The sequence below is a fragment of the Streptomyces sp. NBC_01717 genome (assembly GCF_036248255.1).
Taxonomy (GTDB): Bacteria; Actinomycetota; Actinomycetes; order Streptomycetales; family Streptomycetaceae; genus Streptomyces.
Genome location: NZ_CP109178.1, coordinates 6,256,277 through 6,276,395, shown reverse-complemented (window position 1 = coordinate 6,276,395; position 20,119 = coordinate 6,256,277). Strand labels below are relative to the sequence as shown.

At 69.3% G+C, this 20,119-nt stretch carries 22 protein-coding genes; 9 read left to right on the top strand and 13 right to left on the bottom strand.

Annotated features, from left to right (window positions below):
* Window positions 1-21: 21 nt before the first annotated feature.
* A complete protein-coding gene (locus OHB49_RS28290) occupies window positions 22-1,491 on the top strand; it encodes an MFS transporter (protein ID WP_443079573.1) in 1,470 nt (489 codons plus the stop codon).
* Window positions 1,492-1,575: 84 nt separating this feature from the next.
* Here the strand turns inward: OHB49_RS28290 and OHB49_RS28285 are convergent, their stop codons facing one another.
* Complete coding sequence (locus OHB49_RS28285) at window positions 1,576-1,794, bottom strand: DUF6243 family protein (protein WP_030921008.1); 219 nt, start codon at window positions 1,792-1,794, stop codon at window positions 1,576-1,578.
* Between the two features lie 280 nt (window positions 1,795-2,074).
* On the opposite strand from OHB49_RS28285, the gene OHB49_RS28280 reads away from it, so the two are divergent.
* Entirely contained in the window at window positions 2,075-3,082 is a 1,008-nt protein-coding gene (locus tag OHB49_RS28280) for an aldo/keto reductase (RefSeq protein ID WP_030970223.1), read from the top strand.
* An 81-nt stretch (window positions 3,083-3,163) separates the two neighbouring features.
* Entirely contained in the window at window positions 3,164-3,748 is a 585-nt protein-coding gene (locus OHB49_RS28275) for a TetR family transcriptional regulator (protein ID WP_329163864.1), read from the top strand.
* Between the two features lie 53 nt (window positions 3,749-3,801).
* Here OHB49_RS28275 and OHB49_RS28270 read toward each other — a convergent pair whose 3' ends face one another.
* Together OHB49_RS28270 and OHB49_RS28265 are read right to left on the bottom strand one after the other, a co-directional pair.
* Complete coding sequence (locus OHB49_RS28270; RefSeq protein WP_030970219.1) at window positions 3,802-4,005, bottom strand: hypothetical protein; 204 nt, start codon at window positions 4,003-4,005, stop codon at window positions 3,802-3,804.
* A gap of 89 nt (window positions 4,006-4,094) precedes the next feature.
* Entirely contained in the window at window positions 4,095-5,477 is a 1,383-nt protein-coding gene (locus OHB49_RS28265) for a glycine--tRNA ligase (RefSeq protein ID WP_030970217.1), read from the bottom strand.
* A gap of 155 nt (window positions 5,478-5,632) precedes the next feature.
* On the opposite strand from OHB49_RS28265, the gene OHB49_RS28260 reads away from it, so the two are divergent.
* The 4 genes from OHB49_RS28260 (at window position 5,633) to OHB49_RS28245 (ending at window position 8,824) form a co-directional block, all read left to right on the top strand.
* Window positions 5,633-6,586 carry a metal ABC transporter substrate-binding protein gene (locus tag OHB49_RS28260; RefSeq protein WP_329163863.1) on the top strand — a complete coding sequence of 318 codons (954 nt, stop codon included), beginning with the start codon at window positions 5,633-5,635 and terminating at the stop codon, window positions 6,584-6,586.
* A gap of 38 nt (window positions 6,587-6,624) precedes the next feature.
* A complete protein-coding gene (locus tag OHB49_RS28255; RefSeq protein ID WP_329163862.1) occupies window positions 6,625-7,407 on the top strand; it encodes a metal ABC transporter ATP-binding protein in 783 nt (260 codons plus the stop codon).
* Window positions 7,404-8,318 carry a metal ABC transporter permease gene (locus OHB49_RS28250; RefSeq protein ID WP_329166646.1) on the top strand — a complete coding sequence of 305 codons (915 nt, stop codon included), beginning with the start codon at window positions 7,404-7,406 and terminating at the stop codon, window positions 8,316-8,318. Before OHB49_RS28255 ends, OHB49_RS28250 begins: the two co-directional genes overlap by 4 nt.
* A gap of 65 nt (window positions 8,319-8,383) precedes the next feature.
* Complete coding sequence (locus tag OHB49_RS28245) at window positions 8,384-8,824, top strand: Fur family transcriptional regulator (RefSeq protein WP_030921032.1); 441 nt, start codon at window positions 8,384-8,386, stop codon at window positions 8,822-8,824.
* Between the two features lie 267 nt (window positions 8,825-9,091).
* On the opposite strand, the gene OHB49_RS28240 is transcribed toward OHB49_RS28245, so the two are convergent.
* From OHB49_RS28240 to leuA, 4 genes are all read right to left on the bottom strand, one after another.
* A complete protein-coding gene (locus OHB49_RS28240) occupies window positions 9,092-9,919 on the bottom strand; it encodes an isoprenyl transferase (protein WP_329163861.1) in 828 nt (275 codons plus the stop codon).
* A 40-nt stretch (window positions 9,920-9,959) separates the two neighbouring features.
* Complete coding sequence (gene recO, locus OHB49_RS28235) at window positions 9,960-10,706, bottom strand: DNA repair protein RecO (protein ID WP_030921040.1); 747 nt, start codon at window positions 10,704-10,706, stop codon at window positions 9,960-9,962.
* 158 nt (window positions 10,707-10,864) lie between these two features.
* Window positions 10,865-11,542 carry a TerB family tellurite resistance protein gene (locus OHB49_RS28230; protein ID WP_329163860.1) on the bottom strand — a complete coding sequence of 226 codons (678 nt, stop codon included), beginning with the start codon at window positions 11,540-11,542 and terminating at the stop codon, window positions 10,865-10,867.
* 207 nt (window positions 11,543-11,749) lie between these two features.
* The gene (leuA, locus tag OHB49_RS28225; protein WP_030970210.1) at window positions 11,750-13,537 is read right to left on the bottom strand and encodes a 2-isopropylmalate synthase; all 1,788 of its coding nucleotides are present in this window, start codon (window positions 13,535-13,537) and stop codon (window positions 11,750-11,752) included.
* 293 nt (window positions 13,538-13,830) lie between these two features.
* Between leuA and OHB49_RS28220 the strand changes: the two genes are divergently transcribed.
* Together OHB49_RS28220 and OHB49_RS28215 are read left to right on the top strand one after the other, a co-directional pair.
* A complete protein-coding gene (locus tag OHB49_RS28220) occupies window positions 13,831-14,904 on the top strand; it encodes a M4 family metallopeptidase (protein WP_329163859.1) in 1,074 nt (357 codons plus the stop codon).
* 108 nt (window positions 14,905-15,012) lie between these two features.
* Window positions 15,013-15,279, top strand: a complete 267-nt coding sequence (locus OHB49_RS28215; RefSeq protein ID WP_329163858.1) for a protealysin inhibitor emfourin — start codon at window positions 15,013-15,015, stop codon at window positions 15,277-15,279.
* A gap of 23 nt (window positions 15,280-15,302) precedes the next feature.
* Here the strand turns inward: OHB49_RS28215 and era are convergent, their stop codons facing one another.
* The 6 genes from era to OHB49_RS28185 all read right to left on the bottom strand — a co-directional run bounded on the left by era (window position 15,303) and on the right by OHB49_RS28185 (window position 20,023).
* A complete protein-coding gene (era, locus tag OHB49_RS28210; protein ID WP_030970207.1) occupies window positions 15,303-16,277 on the bottom strand; it encodes a GTPase Era in 975 nt (324 codons plus the stop codon).
* Between the two features lie 173 nt (window positions 16,278-16,450).
* Complete coding sequence (locus OHB49_RS28205; RefSeq protein ID WP_329163857.1) at window positions 16,451-16,804, bottom strand: cytidine deaminase; 354 nt, start codon at window positions 16,802-16,804, stop codon at window positions 16,451-16,453.
* A gap of 53 nt (window positions 16,805-16,857) precedes the next feature.
* Window positions 16,858-17,211 carry an MmcQ/YjbR family DNA-binding protein gene (locus OHB49_RS28200; RefSeq protein WP_030970205.1) on the bottom strand — a complete coding sequence of 118 codons (354 nt, stop codon included), beginning with the start codon at window positions 17,209-17,211 and terminating at the stop codon, window positions 16,858-16,860.
* Window positions 17,208-18,500, bottom strand: a complete 1,293-nt coding sequence (locus tag OHB49_RS28195) for a hemolysin family protein (protein WP_329163856.1) — start codon at window positions 18,498-18,500, stop codon at window positions 17,208-17,210. The genes OHB49_RS28200 and OHB49_RS28195 overlap by 4 nt, the downstream gene beginning before the upstream one ends.
* Window positions 18,497-18,994 carry an rRNA maturation RNase YbeY gene (gene ybeY, locus OHB49_RS28190; RefSeq protein WP_030921061.1) on the bottom strand — a complete coding sequence of 166 codons (498 nt, stop codon included), beginning with the start codon at window positions 18,992-18,994 and terminating at the stop codon, window positions 18,497-18,499. Before ybeY ends, OHB49_RS28195 begins: the two co-directional genes overlap by 4 nt.
* A 12-nt stretch (window positions 18,995-19,006) precedes the next feature.
* Window positions 19,007-20,023: a PhoH family protein gene (locus tag OHB49_RS28185; RefSeq protein ID WP_329163855.1), complete on the bottom strand. Its 1,017-nt coding sequence runs from the start codon at window positions 20,021-20,023 to the stop codon at window positions 19,007-19,009.
* Between the last annotated feature and the right edge of the window lie 96 nt (window positions 20,024-20,119).

Sequence of the window (20,119 nt, the reverse complement as noted above, 5' to 3'; positions counted from 1 at the left end):
GATTCCGGCGATCGTCATACCGTGAGTGAATCCACCGTACGGACGCAGACAGCCGCCCTCACCACCGGTGTGGTGCGGCACGACCATCCCATCCCGGTACTCGGCACGCTCGGACTGTTCACCGTGCTGATCGGTGCGGCCCTGCCGCTCATCGACTTCTTCATCGTCAATGTCGCCCTGCCGACGATCGACAAGGATCTGGCCGCGGGCCCCGCACTGCTCGAACTGGTCGTGGCGGGCTACGGACTCGCGTACGCCGTCCTGCTCGTCCTCGGCGGCCGGCTCGGCGACATGGCCGGGCGGCGCCGGCTCTTCCTCACCGGCATGGCGGCCTTCGCGCTCACCTCACTGGCCTGCGGGCTCGCCCCGGATGCCTGGACGCTCGTCGGGGCACGGGTGGCGCAGGGCGCCTCGGCGGCGCTGATGCTGCCTCAGGTGCTCGCCACCATCCAGGCCGCCACCTCCGGACACCGGCGGGCGCGTGCGATGAGCCTCTACGGGGCGACGGCCGGGTTGTCGATGGTCGCCGGCCAGATCCTCGGCGGCGTACTGGTCGCCGCCGCTCCGCTGTCGTCGGTGTTCGGCGAGAGCGCGGGCTGGCGGTCGGTCTTCCTGGTGAACGTGCCGGTGGCGGCGGTGGGGCTGGTCCTGGCCGCGCGTGCGGTGCCGGAGACCCGCTCGGACCGGCCCGCGCCCATCGACGTACCGGGGACGCTGCTGCTGGCCGTTTCGCTGGTGACGCTGCTGGCGCCGCTGACGGAGGGACGGGCCGCGGGCTGGCCGGTGTGGACCTGGATCTCCCTCGCGCTGTTCCCGATCGCCGCGGCCGCCTTCTACCGGGTCGAACAGCGCGCCGACCGGCGCGGACAGATCCCGCTGATCCCGCCTAGCCTGCTGCGGCTGGACTCGCTGCGGCGCGGTCTGGCGCTGGTGCTGCCGTTCTCGCTCGGCTTCGGCGGCTTCATGTTCGTCATCGCGGTGGCGCTGCAGCAGGGCCTGAAGATGGGTCCGGCGGCCGCCGGGCTGGCATTGGCGCCGATGGCGGTGGCCTTCTTCGCGGCCTCGCTGGCAGGTCCGCGGCTGGTCCGGCGGTTCGGCAGCCGAGTCGTGACGGCGGGCGGGCTGATCCAGGGCGCGGGCGTCACGGTGCTCGCGCTCACCGTGTGGCTCGGCTGGCCCGACCTGGGGCTCCCGGCCCTGCTGCCGGGCGTCGCGATCGCCGGCCTCGGCCAGGGGCTGCAACTGCCGGTCCTGTTCCGCATCGTGCTCTCCGACGTGCCGGCCGAGCGGGCCGGGGTGGGCGGCGGAGTGATGACGACGACACAGCAGGCCGCGCTGGCCCTGGGGGTGGCCACCCTCGGGACGCTGTTCCTCGCCCTGGTCCCCGGTTCGGGCATGCGGGACGCACTGATCGTGGCGCTGCTCGTGCAGCTGGCGGCGGTGGCGCTGACGACGCTGCTGAGCCTGCGGCTGCCGCGCGCGGTGGCGTGAGTGCGGGGACGGTTCAGGAACGAGCGTGGGCCCGGATCACTCGATGTGATCCGGGCCCACGCTCGTACGGGTGATGAGAAGGCGTCAGCTCTGGGCTTGCTGCTCCTGCTCCGGGGAGTCGTCCGACTGTGCGGACTCGGCGGACTGCGCACGCTCCCGCATCTTGCGCAGCAGCTCCTGCTTCTGGTCGGCAGCCGTCTTGCGGTCGGCGTTGCGCGCGGTGCCCGCGCCCTGCTGCTCGGCGCGGGACAGCTTCTTGCGCTGTCCGCCGACGCCGAGGAGGTTGTTGCGGCTCTTGGCCACGGGGTTCTCCCATTCGTGGTGAGTCGTGAGGTCGTGAGCGACCTGGGATCGATCCGATGGGCGGCGGGCGGAGAGATTCCGGGCCCGCCGCGCTCTCACTCGTAGATCTGGAAGAACGAATACATACGGGAACGGTACCCCGGCCGCGCCGGGCCCAGCACCCGGTTTTCGGCCCGTCCGGGTGAAGCATCACAACAATGGGCTGACAGATATTGAAATCTGTCAGCCCTCGTGTCACAGTTGCGTACGACCCGCCCTCTCTTTCCCATGGGAGTCCCTCATGACCACCACCCGCACGCTCGGCTCCACCGGCCCACAGGTCTCCGCACTGGGCCTCGGCTGCATGGGCATGTCCGCGCTGTACGGCGAGAGCGACCGCACCGAGTCGATCGCCACCATCCACGCCGCGCTCGACGCGGGCATCACCCTGCTGGACACCGGCGACTTCTACGGCATGGGTCACAACGAACTGCTGATCAACGAGGCGCTGCGCACCGCTTCCGGCACCGCTCGCGAACAGGCGCTGACCAGCGTGAAGTTCGGCGCGCTGCGTACGGTCGAAGGCGCCTTCACGGGGTACGACGGCCGCCCTGCCGCCGTGAAGAACTTCGCCGCGTATTCGCTCCAGCGACTCGGCACCGACCACATCGACATCTACCGGATCGCCCGTGTCGATCCCGATGTGCCGGTCGAGGAGACCATCGGTGCCATCGCCGAGCTGGTCGAGGCCGGCCATGTGCGCCACATCGGCCTGTCCGAGGTCGGCGCGGACACGATCCGCCGCGCGGCGTCGGTGGCCCCCATCTCCGATCTGCAGATCGAGTACTCGCTGATCTCCCGGTCCGTCGAGGACGCGATCCTGCCGGTCTGCCGCGAGCTGGGCATCGGCGTCACGGCATACGGGGTGCTGTCGCGCGGCCTGATCAGCGGGCACTTCAGCCGTGACCGCGAGCTGGCCCCCGGCGACTTCCGCGCCATGAGCCCCCGCTTCCAGGGCGGGAACCTCCAGCACAACCTCGACCTGGTCGATGCCCTGCGCAAGATCGCCGAGCAGAAGGGGGTCTCGGTCGCCCAGATCGCCATCGCCTGGGTGCTCGGCCGGGGTACGGACATCGTGCCGCTCGTCGGCGCCCGCCGCCGCGACCGGCTCACCGAGGCTCTCGGTGCCCTGGATGTCACGCTGGACGCCGCCGACCTCGCCGCGATCGAGGAGGCTGTCCCGGCGGGTGCGGCCGCCGGTGCGCGCTACCCGGACAACCAGATGGCCCACCTCGACAGCGAGCGCTGAGCTCCGGGTACGGTCGTCGGGGTGCGGCCCCCGTCGGGCAGCTCCCCGACCGGCCGCCGTCCGAAAGGCAGCACAGACACCATGCCGTCAGCCGACCCACTGACCCCCGAGCGCATTCTCGAGGCCACCGAGGACGTGCTGCGCCGCTACGGCCCCGCCAAGGCGACGGTGGTCGACGTGGCGCGCGCGCTCGGCGTCAGCCACGGCAGCGTCTACCGCCATTTCCGTACGAAGTCGGAGCTGCGCGAGGCGGTGACCGCTCGCTGGCTGACCCGGACCGAGGTGGCCCTCACGGAGATCATCAACACGTCGGCGGAGCCCGCCCCGGTGAAACTGCAGCACTGGCTGACGGCGCTGTTCGAGGCCAAGCGCCACAAGGCCGGTGACGACCCCGAGCTGTTCGCCACCTACATCGTGCTGATCGGCGAGAGCACGGTCGTCGAGGCGCACATCCGCGAACTGGTCGGCCAGCTGCGGGAGATCGTCGAGGAGGGCGTGCGCGGCGGGCAGTTCGCGGTCGACGATCCGGCGGTAGCCGCGCAGGCGGTCTTCGACGCGACGGCGCGCTTCCACGACCCGGCGTACGCGGCCGAGTGGCAGAACCCCGCGATCGGGGCCGAGTTCACCGCCGTCTCGGACCTGCTGCTTCGCGGCCTGCGCGCGTAGCAGCGCTGCGCACGGAGCCGGCCACGGGGCAGGCCGCCGGACAGCCGTCGGGCTCAGGCCGTCGGGTCGACCGTGGCCTGGTGGGCCTCGGCGAGGTGTTCCTCGGCCTTGAGCCAGGGCAGGAACTGCACGCCCCTGCGCCAGTCGCAGGTGTCGCAGCTCAGCTGCCGCTGGATCCCCGACTTCCGTACATGGACGACGTGTTCACGGCCATGCTGATCCCATCTGCTGACCTTGCTGGTGGTCATGGACGGCATCCGAGCCTCCTGTTGACGCGTTGTCGCGTGTGCCCAGTGTGCAACGAAGCCCCCGGTTCCGTACAAGGAACCGGGGGCTTCGCCATGGGTCAGCAGCCCAGCAGTCGGGCGCCGAGGTAGGCCTGGATCTGGTCCAGCGAGACACGCTCCTGCTTCATGGTGTCGCGCTCGCGCACCGTCACCGCGTTGTCGTCGAGGGTGTCGAAGTCGACGGTGACGCAGAACGGCGTACCGATCTCGTCCTGACGACGGTAGCGGCGGCCGATGGCGCCCGCGTCGTCGAACTCGATGTTCCAGTTCTTCCGCAGGTCGGTGGCGAGGCCCTTGGCCTTCGGCGACAGCTGCGGGTTGCGGGACAGCGGCAGCACCGCGACCTTGACCGGCGCGAGGCGCGGGTCGAGGCGCATCACGGTGCGCTTCTCCATGACGCCCTTGGCGTTGGGCGCCTCGTCCTCGATGTAGGCGTCGAGGAGGAAGGCGAGCATCGAACGGCCGACACCGGCCGCCGGCTCGATGACGTACGGAGTCCAGCGCTCGCCGGCCTCCTGGTCGAAGAACGACAGGTCCGTGCCGGAAGCGGCGGAGTGGGCCTTGAGGTCGTAGTCCGTGCGGTTGGCGACGCCCTCCAGCTCGCCCCACTCGCTGCCGCCGAAGCGGAAGCGGTACTCGATGTCAGCGGTGCGCTTGGAGTAGTGGGAGAGCTTCTCCTTCGGGTGCTCGAACCACCGCATGTTCTCCTCGCGCAGGCCCAGGTCCGTGTACCAGTTCCAGCGCTGCTCCATCCAGTACTCGTGCCACTGCTCGTCCTCGCCCGGCTTGACGAAGAACTCCATCTCCATCTGCTCGAACTCGCGGGTGCGGAAGATGAAGTTGCCCGGAGTGATCTCGTTCCGGAAGGACTTGCCCATCTGCGCGATGCCGAACGGCGGCTTCTTGCGCGAGGTCTGCTGCACCTGACCGAAGTTGGTGAAGATGCCCTGCGCGGTCTCGGGGCGCAGGTAGGCGACCGAGCCGGAGTCCTGGGTCGGGCCGAGGTGCGTGGAGAGCAGACCCGAGAACTGCTTGGGCTCGGTGAAGGTGCCCTTGTTGCCACAGTTCGGGCAGTTGAGGTCGGCGAGGCCGTTGACGGGCGGCTTGCCGTGCTTCTCCTCGTACGCCTCCTCCAGGTGGTCCGCGCGGAAGCGCTTGTGGCAGGAGGTGCACTCGGTCAGCGGGTCGGTGAACGTGGCGACGTGGCCGGAGGCGACCCACACCTCGGGGGCGAGGATGACCGACGAGTCGAGACCGACCACGTCCTCGCGCGAAGTGACCATGTAGCGCCACCACTGGCGCTTGAGGTTCTCCTTGAGCTCAACGCCCAGCGGCCCGTAGTCCCAGGCGGCCTTCTGGCCGCCGTAGATCTCACTGCAGGGGTAAACGAAGCCACGGCGCTTGCTCAGGCTGACGATGGAGTCGATCTTGTCGGCGGCCACGGTGCTCTCTTCATTACGACGACGACGAACGGCGAATGCTTCAGATTACCGGCGGGCACGCCCCCTGGATCAAATCGGTGCGCGGACAGATGGTGAGCAGGGCCTCTCACCGAGCTTGTTGACAATCGTTTCCACTTTTGTTGAAAATGAGTGTCATGAACGTACGCCGACTCATACCCACCGCCGCTGTCGCCGGGGCCGTGGCCCTCGGTCTCACCACGCTCTCCGCCTGCTCCACCTCCGACGCCGCCGAGAGCAAGAACGGGGACAAGCTGGATGTGGTGGCCTCGTTCTATCCCATGCAGTTCCTGGCCGAGGAGATCGGCGGGAACCATGTCTCGGTCACCACGCTGACCAAGCCGGGCGTCGAGCCGCACGACCTGGAGCTCAGCCCGCGGCAGATCGGCGGGCTCGGCGACGCCGATTACATCCTGTATCTCAAGGGGATCCAGCCCGCCATCGACGACGCGATCGCGCAGTCCGGGATCAGGAACTCCGTGGACGCGGCGAAGCTCACCACGCTGGAGGACCACGGCACGGAGACCGGCGGCGACGAGCACGGCCATGCGCACGAGGGCGAGGGGGCCGGGGCCGACCCGCACATCTGGCTGGACCCGGTGAAGTACGCCGAGGTCGCCAAGGGGGTCGGAAAGTCCCTGGAGAAGGCCGACCCGAACCACGCCGCGGCCTACCGCACCAACACGGACGCCCTGGTCAAGAAGCTCGACGCGCTGAACACGTCGTACAAGGCGGGCCTGCGGACCACCACCACCAAGACGTTCATCACCACCCACTCCGCCTTCGGGTACCTCGCCGAGCGCTACGGGCTCGTCCAGGAGGGCATCGCCGGCATCGACCCCGAGGCCGAGCCGAGCCCCGCCCGGATCAAGGACATCCACACCATCGCGGAGAAGAGCAAGGCCACCACCGTCTTCTTCGAGACGCTCGCCAGCGACAAGACCGCGAAGACCGTCGCCAGGGACACCGGCCTGAAGACCGACGTCCTCGACCCCCTCGAGGGAATCACCGCCAAGTCCAAGGGCGATAACTACATCGAGGTCATGCAGTCCAATCTCGCCGCGCTGCAGAAGGCGCTCGGCGCGAAGTGACCCACGCAACACCCGCCACAGCAGTATCGGAGACGCTCATGTCCGAGCCCCGGAGCACCAAGCCCGACCCCGTGATCACCCTGCGCGGAGCCACGGCCACGCTCGGCGCGCGCCCTGTACTGCGCGGCATCGACCTCACCGTGCGCCGCGGTGAGGTCGCCGCCCTGCTCGGCGCCAACGGCTCCGGCAAGTCGACCGCCGTCCGGTCCGTCATCGGCCAGGTCCCGCTCACCAGCGGCTCGGTCGAGCTCTTCGGCACCCCCCTGCGCCGCTTCCGCAACTGGGCGCGGATCGGCTACGTACCGCAGCGCACGACAGCGGCGAGCGGCGTTCCCGCCACGATCCGCGAGGTCGTCTCCGCCGGGCGGCTGTCCCGTACGAAGCTGGGGCTGCTGCGCAAGGCGGATCGGGACGCCGTCGACCGGGCCATCGAGCTCGTCGGCCTCGGCGACCGGGCGAAGGATTCGGTGAGCGCGCTCTCCGGCGGGCAGCACCAGCGCGTGCTCATCGCCCGCGCGCTCGCCGCCGAACCCGAGCTGCTGATCATGGACGAGCCGATGGCGGGCGTCGACCTGGCCAGCCAGGAGATCCTCGCCGAGACTCTGCGCGAGCAGGTCGCCACGGGCACCACCGTGCTGCTCGTGCTGCACGAACTGGGCCCGCTGGAGCCTCTCATCGACCGCGCGATCGTGCTGCGCGACGGCTGTGTGATGCATGACGGCCCGCCCCCGAAGGCCCTGGGCCAGCACGCGCTGCCCGGCCACGACCACGTACACCCCCACGCGGCTTCCGAGCCCGCCCGGACGGGACTGCTGACCTGATGACGGAATTCCTCCAGCCCCCCTTCATGCAGCGGGCCCTGCTCGCCGCCGTACTCGTCGGCGTCATCGCCCCCGCCGTCGGCATCTACCTCGTCCAGCGCCGCCAGGCCCTGATGGGCGACGGAATCGGCCATATCGCGATGACCGGTGTCGGCCTCGGCTTCCTGCTCTCCACCAGCCCGGTCTGGATGGCCACGGCCGTCGCCGTCGTCGGCTCGGTCGTCATGGAGCTGGTCCGCTGGTACGGGCGTACCCGCGGCGACATCGCGCTGGCCATGCTGTTCTACGGAGGCATGGCGGGCGGTGTGCTGCTGATCAACCTCTCCGACACCGGCTCCAACGCCAACCTCACCTCGTACCTCTTCGGCTCGCTGTCCACGGTCTCGTCCGAGGACATCACCGCGATCTGTCTGCTGGCCGCCTTCGTGCTGCTGGTGACGCTGGGGCTGCGTCGCCAGCTGTTCGCGGTCAGTCAGGACGAGGAGTTCGCCCGGGTCACCGGGCTGCCGGTGCGCGCACTGAATCTGCTGATCGCGGTCACGGCGGCGGTGACCGTCACCATCGCGATGCGCGTCGTCGGTCTGCTGCTGGTCAGCGCGCTGATGGTGGTGCCGGTCGCGGCCGCGCAGCAGATCTCGAAGTCCTTCAAGGTGACGTTCGTGCTGTCCGTCGTCATCGGCACGGCGGTGACCCTGGCCGGCACCGTGACCTCGTACTACCAGGACGTGCCGCCCGGCGCGACGATCGTGCTGCTGGCCATCGGCGTCTTCGTCGCCCTGACCCTGCTCGCCGCACCGCTGGCCGCACGGCGCGCCCGCCGCAGCGAAACGGCCACGGCGCAGTGCACCCTGGAAGGGAAGGCTCCGGACGTACCGGCTTCCCGACCGGCCTCGGACGACGTCCGGGTTTGACCCCGGCACGCGGGCGGACTGGCACAATGGCCCGACACATGTACGGGCGACACGAGGAGGCACCTGTGGCGACGGCGCCGATCAGTGGGACGAACGCATCCCCGGTACGCGGCCGGTCGACCCGGCAGCGCGCCGCGGTGGCGGCGGCGCTCGACGAGGTGGACGAGTTCCGCAGCGCCCAGGAGCTGCACGACGTACTCAAGCACCGCGGTGACTCGGTCGGGCTGACCACGGTCTACCGCACCCTGCAGTCCCTCGCCGACGCGGGCGAGGTGGACGTTCTGCGCACCACCGACGGCGAGTCCGTGTACCGGCGGTGCTCGACCGGGGAGCACCACCACCATCTGGTGTGCCGGGTCTGCGGCAAGGCCGTCGAGGTCGAGGGGCCGGCGGTGGAGCAGTGGGCGGCGACGATTGCCTCGCAGCACGGGTTCGTGAACGTGGCGCACACGGTGGAGGTCTTCGGTACGTGTGCGGAGTGCGCGGAGTGCCCGACGGCGGGGTGACCGCTTCCAGGGGCTCGGCCCCCGGACCCCTTTCCTCATTCACCGGATGAGCTTTCCGGCGAGCAGCGCCGGGCCGCAGGACAGCGACGCCACCAGCAGGGGTGGCGGACGTCGCCGTCCGCCACCAGGGTGAGCACGGCGGACGGGCCCCCGCGCACGCGCCCAGGACCTGCTGCCGCCGGCCCGCCGCACTCGTCCGGTTGCGCTCGTTGAGCGCCGCCGAGCAATCCTGCAGCACCGGCCGGAGCCGTGGTCGTACCCGCAGGGTCAGGCCGTCGGTTCCGTCTTTTCCGACGCTTCCACCGCGCCGCCGAAGCGCCGGTCGCGCTGGGCGTACTCCAGGCAGGCCCGCCACAGGTCGCGTCGGTCGAAGTCCGGCCACAGCACGTCCTGGAAGACCATCTCGGCGTACGCGCTCTGCCAGATCAGGTAGTTGGAGGTGCGCTGTTCACCGCTGGGGCGCACGAAGAGGTCCACGTCCGGCATGTCCGGGTAGTAGATGTACTTGGCGAAGGTCTTCTCGTTGACCTTGGCCGGGTCCAGCTTTCCGGCCGCGACGTCCTCGGCGATGCGCTGCGCGGCATCGGCGATCTCGGCCCGGCCGCCGTAGTTGACGCAGAAGTACAGCGTCATCTTGTCGTTGTCCTTCGTCTGCTCCTGGGCGACCTGGAGCTCCTGGACGACGGACTTCCACAGCTTCGGCATCCGGCCCACCCAGCGGATACGGATGCCCAGTTCGTCCATCTCGTCGCGACGGCGGCGGATGACGTCTCGGTTGAAGTTCATCAGGAACTTCACTTCTTCCGGCGAACGCTTCCAGTTCTCGGTGGAGAAGGCGTACAGCGAGAGGTTCTTGACGCCCATCTCGATGCAGCCCTTGAGAACGTCCATGACGACGCCCTCGCCGACCTTGTGGCCCTCGGTGCGCGGGAGGCCCCGTTCCTTGGCCCAGCGGCCGTTGCCGTCCATCACGACGGCGACGTGCTTGGGCACCAGCTCTCCGGGGATCTTCGGGGGTGTGGCCCCGGAGGGGTGCGGCTCGGGGGTCTTGTATACGCGCCTGTTACGGCCACCGAGGATCCCGCGTACTGCCATGAGCTGTCTCGTCTCCCTGTGCCTGCTGTGCCGGTGTCGGTTACTTCTCTACGTAACGCAGCGAGCGCAGTCCGCGCTCCAGATGCCAGTGCAGATAGGCGGACACCAGCCCGCTCCCCTCCCTGACATGCCGCGCCTCGCACGCGTCGGCCGTCTCCCAGTCACCGGTGAGCAGCGCGCTCAGCAGGGCGACGGCCTCTGCTGAGGGTACGACGCTGCCGGGCACCCGGCAGTCGCCGCATATGGCACCGCCCGCCGCGACGGAGAAGAATCGGTTCGGTCCGGGCATTCCGCACTTCGCGCAGTCCTCGAAGCTGGGTGCGTAACCGTTGACGGCAAGGGAACGCAGCAGGAAGGCGTCGAGGATCAGGTTCGGCGCGTGTTCCCCCCGGGCGAGGGTGCGCAGCCCGCCGACGAGCAGCAGGTACTGCTGGACCGCGGGCTCGCCCTCGTGGTCGGTGAAGCGCTCGGCGGTCTCCAGCATCGCGGTGCCCGCGGTGTACCGGGCGTAGTCGGTGACGATGCCGCCCCCGTACGGCGCGATCGTCTCGCTCTGGGTGCACAGCGGCAGACCGCGGCCGATCAGTTCGCTGCCGCGCGCGAAGAACTGCACGTCCACATGGGAGAACGGTTCGAGACGGGCGCCGAACTTCGACTTCGTACGCCGCACACCGCGGGCGACGGCCCGTACCCGGCCGTGGCCACGGGTCAGGATCGTGATGATCCGGTCGGCCTCGCCCAGTTTCTGCGTGCGCAGCACCACGCCGTCGTCCCGGAACAAGCTCATGCGTCCATTGTCCTGTACGCGCGCACCGGAGCGGGCCCGCCCCCGAAGACCGTACGGTTCGGCTTTGCCGCGCCCCCGGCCGGTACCGCGTACTGCGCCGCCCGGAGCACGCGGAGCGTTCGGTCGGGGCGGCGCGCCGGGGGCACAGGGAGCAGGCGCTAGGACGGGGTACGCGCTGCCGCGGCGAGCAGCCGGGCGGTGTCGTCCGCGCAGAGCTGCAGCGCCGCACCGACCGTGGTCAGCACCTCGCGCTCGGCCTGGCCGTACGGGCCGTCGGCGAGCGCGATCCTGGCACCCTGCAGCAGGATCGATTCACGTCCGGCGGGCGCCAGATGCGGGGCGAGAGGTTCCAGCGCCTCGTGGAGCTCGATGGCGAGGGCGGCGCCGCACGCCTCGGCCGCGGCGTCGAAGGCGGAGCCGTGGCCGATGTCGGCGGCGAGCACCTCGACGACGGTGGAGAGCTGCTCCTCCGTGCAGTCGTCGAACCCGGCGCTGCGCACGGTGGCCACCGCGGTCTCCAGGACCGTACGGGATGTGGTGCCACCGGCGGCGAGGACGCCGAGGGCGACGGTGTGGACGGCGTCCCGGAGCATCGCGGAGAACCGGGTGGTGGTGGGGTGGTCCAGCGCGTCCGTGTCGAAGTGCGTGCGGCAGGCGGCGCATTCGACGACGGGGCCCACGGTGCCGCGGCGCAGCAGCGGCACCCCGAGCACGGTGAAGCGCCGACGGCCGGTGAGACGGCGGTAGTTGCGGTCGCCGCCGCAGCCGGGGCAGAAGAACTCGCCGTCGGCGACGGCGTCCCAGATGGTGCGGATGCCGCAGATACGCAGCTTCATGGCGCGTTGTCCCAGGGCTGACCGCACGTCGCACACCTCCGTAACGCTCCGGCAACATTGCCGTGTCGACGTGATGTTAACCACAGTCACGATGTGGCGTCAGCACCTCGATCGTCACAACCGTCGGGAGATGGCCGAACCCCGCCCCCGGGAACCGGTGGACAGGGTTCGGCGATCACGCGCGTGTGCGCCCTTTCGGGCGTCGGGTCAGCGGGTCGCGCGGTTGACCGCGGAGACGACCGCCTTCAGCGAGGCCCGCGTGGTGTTGGCGTCGATGCCGATGCCCCACAGGACCTTTCCGTCGATCGCGCACTCGATGTACGAGGCGGCCTGGGCGCTCGCGCCCTCGCTCATCGTGTGCTCGGTGTAGTCCAGCAGACGGGCGTCGATGCCGATGGCCTGCAGCGCTTCGAAGAACGCGGAGATCGGACCGTTGCCGGAACCGGTCAGCACGGTGTCCGCGCCGTCCACGGTCGCGTCGACGGTGATCGTGTCCCGGCCGTCGGAACCGGTCGTCGTCTGACCCGAGCGGATCTGTACGCGACCCCAGGCGTTCTCCGGGTTGGGCAGGTACTCGTCCTGGAACGTGGACCAGATCTGCGTCGGCGTGACCTCGCCGCCCTCGGCGTCGGTCTTGGCCTGAATGATCCGGGAGAACTCGATCTGCATCCGGCGCGGCAGATCCAGCTTGTGGTCGTTCTTCAGGACGTAGGCGATTCCGCCCTTGCCGGACTGCGAGTTGACCCGGATGACGGCCTCGTACGAGCGGCCGACGTCCTTGGGGTCGATCGGCAGGTACGGCACCGCCCACTCGATCTCGTCGACGGTCCTGCCCTGGGCGGCTGCGTCGGCCTCCATGGCGTCGAAGCCCTTCTTGATGGCGTCCTGGTGGGAGCCGGAGAAGGCGGTGTAGACCAGGTCGCCCGCGTAGGGGTGGCGCGGGTGGACCTCCATCTGATTGCAGTACTCGCTGGTGCGGCGGATCTCGTCGATCTGCGAGAAGTCGATCTGCGGGTCGACGCCCTGCGAGAACAGGTTCATGCCCAGCGTCACCAGGTCGACGTTGCCGGTGCGCTCACCCTGGCCGAACAGACAGCCCTCGATCCGGTCCGCGCCGGCCATGATGGCCAGTTCGGCGGCGGCGACGGCGGTGCCGCGGTCGTTGTGCGGGTGGACCGACAGGCAGATGTGCTCGCGGCGCGACAGGTTGCGCGACATCCACTCGAACCGGTCCGCGTGCGTGGACGGCGTCGAACGCTCCACGGTGGCGGGCAGGTTGAGGATGATCTCGCGGCCCTCCTCGGGCTGCCAGACGTCACAGACGGCCTCGCAGACCTCCAGGGCGAAGTCCAGCTCGGTGTCGGTGAAGATCTCCGGGCTGTACTGGTAGCCGAAGATCGTCTCGTCGCCGAGGATCTTCTCCGCGTACTCCATGACCAGCCGGGTGCCGTCCACCGCGATCTGCTTGACCTCCTCCTTCGAACCGCGGAAGACCACGCGGCGGAAGGTGGGGGCGGTGGCGTTGTACAGGTGCACGGTGGCGCGTCGCGCACCGACCAGTGATTCAACAGTTCGCTCGATCAGCTCCTCGCGGGCCTGGGTGAGGACGGAGATCGTCACGTCCTCGGGGATCGCACCCTCTTCGATGATGGAGCGGACGAACGCGAAGTCGGTCTCGCCGGAGGACGGGAAACCGACCTCGATCTCCTTGTAGCCCATGCGCACGAGCAGGTCGAACATCTCGCGCTTGCGGGCCGGCGACATCGGGTCGATCAGCGCCTGGTTGCCGTCACGCAGATCGGTGGACAGCCAGCGGGGCGCCACGGTGATCCGGTTGTCCGGCCAGGTGCGGTCGGGGATTTCGACGGCCTCGTACTGGCCGTACTTGTGAATCGGCATCCCGGACGGCTTCTGCAGCGCGGTGGCGTTGGTGATCGGCGTGGGGCGGCCTACGGAGTTCTCGGCGGAGGTCCGGGCGGAATTCACGGCGGTCATGGCGTACGGCTCCTCGGGGTCCAGCAATGGGACGGCCGACTGTGTCGCTGCAGCACCAGACTCCGCGGGGAGGGGGTCGGCCTACGACTACAGGCCCTCGCCGCGGCAGCTAAGAAGAAGCAGCCCGTAACGCATGATGCAACGAGACTAACCGAGGGGAGCCTGGGACGTCGGTCCGTATCAGTATGCGGGACCGGGTGCCGGTAACGGGTAAACAGTGATCAATCACTCCATTTCGTCAATCCGGATGGCAACCAGTGACATGACGGTGACGCGGTGCAACAGTCGAACCCATGCAGCCTCGACCTCAGCACGGGTTCCACCCCGTCTTCTGCACGATCGTGCCGCCCCATGTTCTCGACAAGCTGTCGCAGGCCGACGACCCCGGTCTCTCCGGTCCGGCCCGCCGCACCCTGGAGGGCGACGCCGCCCGGCGCACCCGCCGCCAGATGAACACCCTCGTCCCCTCCGTGCCCACCGTGGCGACGGGGACGGAGTCCGACAAGCCCGAGCGCATCCTGTACGACTGCCGGCACGGCACGCAGCTGCCGGGCTTCAAGGTCCGCTCCGAAGGGGAGCAGCCGACGCAGGACGCGAGCGTCAACCGCGCGTACGCGGGGCTCGGCGCCACCTTCGAACTGCTGCTCACGGCGTACGGCCGCCGTTCGATCGACGGCAACGGGCTGCCGCTGATCGGCTCCGTGCACTACGACGAGCAGTACAACAACGCGTTCTTCGACGGCGAGCAGATGGTCTTCGGCGACGGGGACGGTGAGATCTTCCTCGACTTCACCGTCGCCATCGATGTGATCGGCCACGAACTGACGCACGGCCTCACCCAGTACACGGCCAACCTGAGCTATTTCGGCCAGTCCGGCGCGCTCAACGAGTCGATGTCGGACGTCTTCGGCTCCCTGGTCAAGCAGTACTCGCTGGGCCAGACCGCGGACCAGGCCGACTGGCTGATCGGCGCCGGACTGCTGGCCCCCCGGGTCCAGGGGGAGGCGCTGCGCTCGATGAAGTCGCCGGGAACGGCGTACGACGACGATGTGCTCGGCAAGGACCCGCAGCCCGCGTCGATGGAGGACTACATCCACACCACCGAGGACAACGGCGGTGTACATCTGAACTCCGGCATCCCGAACCGCGCCTTCTACCTGCTGGCCACGGCGCTCGGCGGCAACGCGTGGGAGCGGGCGGGCCGGCTCTGGTTCGACGTGCTCACGGGCGACGGACTGGCCGGGGACGCGGACTTCGCGGACTTCGCGCGCCTGACGGTCGAGGCGGCGAAGGACCGCTACGGCGAGGGCGACGAACTGGAGGCGGTACGGAAGGCCTGGTCGGAGGTCGGCGTGCCGTCTGCGTAGCCCCGGGAGCAAGCCCCTCGGAGGTCCCCCACGCCTTTGAGGCCATGGGGGATTGAGGAGCGGAGTCCGGGGCAGAGCCCGGGGAACAAACCCGAGAGGAGTCGGACCTTGCGCATCCAGGTAAGTCGCACCGGCGGTTTCGCCGGCATCGCTCGCCACCGCGAGGTCGACACCTCGGGACTGGCCGATGCCGCCGACTGGGAGGCCCTGGCCGAATCCGCGCTCGCGGACGGCCGGGGTACCCCGCCGCCCGGGGTGCCGGACGGCTTCCGGTACCGGATCACGGTCGGGGACCGCACCGTCCACTGCGCGGATCCGCATCTGACCGACGCACAGCGCGCACTGGTCTCACGCGTCCTCAAGGAGGGCGCGTGAGACCGGTGCGCGGCTGACCCGACTCAGAATCCGAGCTTGCGCAGCTGCTTGGGATCGCGCTGCCAGTCCTTGGCGACCTTCACATGCAGGTCCAGGAAGACCGGCGTACCGAGCAGCGCCTCGATGTGCTTGCGCGACTTCATGCCGACCTCCTTGAGCCGCTTGCCCTTCGGGCCGATGATGATGCCCTTCTGGCTGGGCCGCTCGATGTAGACGTTCGCGTGGATGTCGAGCAGCGGCCTGTCCGCGGGACGGTCCTCGCGCGGCAGCATCTCCTCGACGACGACCGCGATGGAGTGCGGCAGCTCGTCGCGTACGCCTTCGAGTGCCGCCTCCCGGATCAGCTCCGCGACCATGACCATCTCGGGCTCGTCGGTGAGGTCGCCCTCCGGGTACAGCGGCGGGCTCTCGGGGAGCAGCGGGGCGATCAGGTCGGCGAGCAGGTCGACCTGGCTGTCCTTCACGGCGGAGACCGGGATGATCTCGGCCCACTCGAAGCCGAGCTCCTCGCCGAGGCGGGAGACGGCGAGCAGCTGTTCGGCGAGCTGCTTGGAATCGACCAGGTCGGTCTTGGTGATGATCGCGATCTTCGGGGTCTTCTTGATGCCCGCGAGTTCCTTGATGATGAACTTGTCGCCGGGGCCGAGCTTCTGGTCGGCGGGCAGGCAGAAGCCGATGACGTCGACCTCGGCCCAGGTGGTGCGAACGACGTCGTTGAGCCGCTCGCCCAGCAGGGTGCGCGGCTTGTGGAGGCCGGGGGTGTCGACCAGGATCAGCTGCGCATCCTCGCGGTGCACGATGCCGCGCACCGTGTGCCGTGTGGTCTGGGGCCGGTTGGAGGTGATCGCCACCTTCTGGCCGACCAGAGCGTTCGTAAGGGTGGACTTGCCCGCGTTGGGGCGGCCCACGAAGCAGGCGAAGCCGGCCCGGTGGGGGGCGTTGTTCTCAGCCTGCTGCGCAGCAGCTTCTGGGTTAGGTCGAGCGCTCATGGCGCCCATTGTCCCCGATCCGGGCGGCCCTGCCGCACAGCGGGCCGCCGCATGGCTTCCCGGGCGTCGTCCCAGGCCGTACGGGTGCGGCTCCGACGGGCCCCGATACGGGATGAAGGCCCGGCGCTTTCCGGTTCCCGGAACCCGCGGCCCGGTGTGCTCGGCGGTATGTCGGCGCGGCGTCAGCCGGCCGTCACGCTGAGCCGGAGCACACCGTCCGGCCCGGCCAGCAGCACCGGGGTCGCCGGCCCGCCCAGGTCCCGTACCGCCGCACGGTCCGCGTCCGACGGGGTGTCGGCCTCGGAGACGATCGCGGCCGCCTCCAGGGAGGTCGCGCCGCTGGCCACCGCCATCGCGACCGCGGTCTGCAGCGCGCTGAGCCTCAGCGACTCCAGTTGTACGGTCCCCGCGACATACGTACGCCCGGTCTCGTCCCGTACGGCCGCGCCCTCCGGCACACCGTTGCGGGCGCGGGCGCTGCGCGCCAGGGTGACGATCTTGCGGTCCTCGGGGCCGAGGTCGGTGCTCTCAGTCATGTGCCGAGCATACGAACCGGGTGGCTTGTTCCCCGCTCCGCCCCCGCGGAGAACTACGCCCGGTCCAGCCGCAACCGTTCCGCCCGAGGCAGCCCCGCCACCACCAAGTCGTACGAGTCCTCGATCAGCTCCCGCAGCAACCGTCCCGGCACCCCGGACACCGTCACCGTGTTCCAGTGCCGTTTGTTCATGTGCCAGCCCGGCACGATCGCCGCGTACTCCTCCCGCAACCGCACCGCGTCATCCGGATCGCACTTCAGATTGACCGTCAGCGGCCGCCCGTCCAGGGTGCTGAGCGCGAACATCTTGCCGAGCACCTTGAACACCGAGGTCTCCGGTCCGAACGGAAACTCCTCGACGCTCGCGTTGAACTCCAGGCAGAACGCCCTCAGCTCCTGCGGAGTCATCCCGCCTTCGCCTCCTCCGGCCCCACCGGCTCCACCAGCACCGTGACAATCTTGTTCCGGCGTCCCGCCGGAGACTCCGCCGTCAGCCGCAGCCGACGCCCGTCGGGCAGGTCGACGACCGCCGACGCCCCGGCGATCGGCACCCGGCCCAGCGCTTTCGCGAGCAGCCCGCCGACCGTTTCCACGTCCTCGTCGTCGTACTCGTCGAGGTCGAACAGGTCTCCGAGGTCGCCGATGTCGAGCCGGGCGGTCACCCGGAAGCAGTCGTTCTCCAGCGCCTGGACGGGCGGCAGTTCGCGGTCGTACTCGTCGGTGATCTCGCCGACGATCTCCTCCAGGATGTCCTCGATCGTGACGATCCCCGCCGTACCGCCGTACTCGTCGATGACGACGGCGACATGGCTGCGCTCCTGCTGCATCTCGCGCAGCAGATCGCCGGCGTTCTTCGTGTCCGGCACGAACGCGGCCGGCCGCATCGCCGTGGAGACCAGATCGGCTTCCGACTCCCGGTTGATGTGCGTCTTGCGGACGAGGTCCTTGAGGTAGACGATCCCGACGATGTCGTCCTCGTTCTCCCCGGTGACCGGGATCCGCGAGAATCCGGAGCGCAGGGCCAGGGTCAGCGCCTGCCGGATCGTCTTGTACCGCTCGATGCAGACCAGGTCCGTCCGCGGCACCATCACCTCGCGTACGAGCGTGTCGCCGAGCTCGAAGACGGAGTGCACCATGCGCCGCTCCTCGTCCTCGATCAGCGACTCCTGCTCGGCGAGGTCGACCATCGCCCGCAGTTCGGCCTCGCTCGCGAACGGGCCCTTGCGGAAACCCTTGCCGGGTGTGAGCGCGTTGCCCAGCAGGATCAGCAGTTGTGGGATCGGGCCCATGATCCTGGCCAGTGGCAGCAGGACGTACGCCGCGGCCGTCGCCGTGTTCAGCGGGTGCTGCCGGCCGATGGTCCGCGGCGAGACCCCGATGGCTACGTAGGAGACGAGGACCATCACGCCCATCGCCACGGCCAGCGCCTCCCAGGTCTCCGCGAACTCCTTCAGGCAGGCGTACGTGACGAGCACCCCGGCCGCCATCTCGCAGGCGACCCGCACCAGCAGGGCGACATTGAGATAGCGGGTCGGGTCGGCCGCGACCTGTTCCAGCTTGTCGCTGCCGCGCCGCCCGGACCGGACGGCCTCGGCGGCCCGGAAGCTCGACATCCGGGCGATGCCCGCCTCGGCGCAGGCCGCCAGCCAGCCGACGACGACCAGCAGGACGGCTCCGGTGATGAGGGGGACGCTCACGACACGGTCGGGGCGGGTGACGGACCGGTCAGGCCGTGCTCGGCGCGCCAGCCGTCGACGATCGCCGCCTGGAGACCGAACATCTCGGCCTTCTCGTCCGGCTCCTCGTGGTCGTACCCGAGGAGATGCAGCACTCCGTGGACGGTGAGGAGCTGGAGCTCCTCGTCCATGGAGTGCTGGGTCTCCGCGTCCTCGCCCTGCTTCTTCGCCACCTCGGGGCAGAGCACGATGTCACCGAGGAGGCCTTGCGGGGGCTCCTCGTCGTCCTTGGCCGGCGGACGCAGTTCGTCCATCGGGAAGGACATGACATCCGTCGGACCCGGCAGGTCCATCCACTGGATGTGGAGCTGCTCCATGGCGTCGGTGTCCACCACGATCACCGAGAGTTCGGAGAGCGGGTGGATCCGCATCCGCGCGAGCGCGTAGCGGGCGATGTCGAGGATCGCCTGCTCGTCGACCTCGGTTCCGGACTCGTTGTTGACGTCGATCGACATGGTGCGCTGCGACTACTTCCCGTTGTGGCTGACTCTGTTGTCGTACTTCTCGTACGCGTCGACGATACGGCCGACCAGCTTGTGCCGGACGACATCCTGGGAGGTGAGCCGGGAGAAGTGCACGTCCTGGACACCGTCGAGGATGTCCTGGACCTGGCGCAGGCCGCTCTTCGTGCCGTTCGGCAGGTCCACCTGGGTGACGTCACCGGTGACGACGATCTTCGAGTCGAAGCCGAGGCGGGTCAGGAACATCTTCATCTGCTCGGCGCTGGTGTTCTGCGCCTCGTCGAGAATGATGAACGCGTCATTGAGCGTGCGGCCGCGCATGTATGCCAGCGGCGCCACCTCGATCGTGCCCGCCGCCATCAGCCGCGGGATCGAGTCGGCGTCGAGCATGTCGTGCAGCGCGTCGTAGAGCGGGCGCAGATACGGGTCGATCTTGTCGAAGAGCGTGCCGGGCAGGAAGCCGAGCCGCTCCCCCGCTTCGACGGCGGGCCGGGTCAGGATGATCCGGCTGACCTGCTTGGACTGCAGGGCCTGGACCGCCTTCGCCATCGCGAGGTAGGTCTTGCCGGTACCGGCGGGTCCGATGCCGAAGACGATCGTGTGCTTGTCGATCGCGTCCACGTAGCGCTTCTGGTTGAGCGTCTTGGGGCGGATCGTGCGACCGCGGCTGGAAAGGATGTTCTGGGTGAGCACCTCGGCGGGAGTCTCGCCCTGCGGCTCCCCCTGACCGTTGCCGCTCGCCCGGAGCATGGCGATCGAGCGTTCCACTGCGTCCTCCGTCATCGGCTGCCCGGTGCGGAGCACGAGCATCATCTCGTCGAACAAGCGCTGGATCAGGGCGACATCGACCGCATCCCCGATAGCGCTGATCTCATTGCCCCGGACATGGATATCGGCGGCCGGGAACGCCGTTTCGATCACGCGCAGCAGCGAGTCACCCGATCCCAGGAGCATCACCATGGGGTGTGCGGCCGGGATCCTGATCTGGGCACGCGCCTGCGGCTGTGTGGGTGTCTGAGTCATGGGCCGGCCCTCGGGCCTGCACATACCTCCCGTTGCAGGGTTCTCGCTGCTCGACAACCTCTGGATTACCAAGCGTACGACTCCGCACGGACAACA

What these genes read in the sequence shown, in the direction of transcription:
- OHB49_RS28275 (WP_329163864.1), top strand. Translation starts at nt 3,164, where the DNA reads ATGCCGTCAGCCGACCCACTGACCCCCGAGCGCATTCTCGAGGCCACC.
- OHB49_RS28270 (WP_030970219.1), bottom strand. Translation starts at nt 4,005, where the DNA reads ATGCCGTCCATGACCACCAGCAAGGTCAGCAGATGGGATCAGCATGGC.
- OHB49_RS28280 (WP_030970223.1), top strand. Translation starts at nt 2,075, where the DNA reads ATGACCACCACCCGCACGCTCGGCTCCACCGGCCCACAGGTCTCCGCA.
- ybeY (WP_030921061.1), bottom strand. Translation starts at nt 18,994, where the DNA reads ATGTCGATCGACGTCAACAACGAGTCCGGAACCGAGGTCGACGAGCAG.
- OHB49_RS28220 (WP_329163859.1), top strand. Translation starts at nt 13,831, where the DNA reads ATGCAGCCTCGACCTCAGCACGGGTTCCACCCCGTCTTCTGCACGATC.
- OHB49_RS28255 (WP_329163862.1), top strand. Translation starts at nt 6,625, where the DNA reads ATGTCCGAGCCCCGGAGCACCAAGCCCGACCCCGTGATCACCCTGCGC.
- OHB49_RS28185 (WP_329163855.1), bottom strand. Translation starts at nt 20,023, where the DNA reads ATGACTCAGACACCCACACAGCCGCAGGCGCGTGCCCAGATCAGGATC.
- OHB49_RS28260 (WP_329163863.1), top strand. Translation starts at nt 5,633, where the DNA reads ATGAACGTACGCCGACTCATACCCACCGCCGCTGTCGCCGGGGCCGTG.
- era (WP_030970207.1), bottom strand. Translation starts at nt 16,277, where the DNA reads ATGGGCGCCATGAGCGCTCGACCTAACCCAGAAGCTGCTGCGCAGCAG.
- OHB49_RS28240 (WP_329163861.1), bottom strand. Translation starts at nt 9,919, where the DNA reads ATGGCAGTACGCGGGATCCTCGGTGGCCGTAACAGGCGCGTATACAAG.
- OHB49_RS28205 (WP_329163857.1), bottom strand. Translation starts at nt 16,804, where the DNA reads ATGACTGAGAGCACCGACCTCGGCCCCGAGGACCGCAAGATCGTCACC.
- recO (WP_030921040.1), bottom strand. Translation starts at nt 10,706, where the DNA reads ATGAGCTTGTTCCGGGACGACGGCGTGGTGCTGCGCACGCAGAAACTG.
- OHB49_RS28200 (WP_030970205.1), bottom strand. Translation starts at nt 17,211, where the DNA reads ATGACTCCGCAGGAGCTGAGGGCGTTCTGCCTGGAGTTCAACGCGAGC.
- OHB49_RS28230 (WP_329163860.1), bottom strand. Translation starts at nt 11,542, where the DNA reads ATGAAGCTGCGTATCTGCGGCATCCGCACCATCTGGGACGCCGTCGCC.
- leuA (WP_030970210.1), bottom strand. Translation starts at nt 13,537, where the DNA reads ATGACCGCCGTGAATTCCGCCCGGACCTCCGCCGAGAACTCCGTAGGC.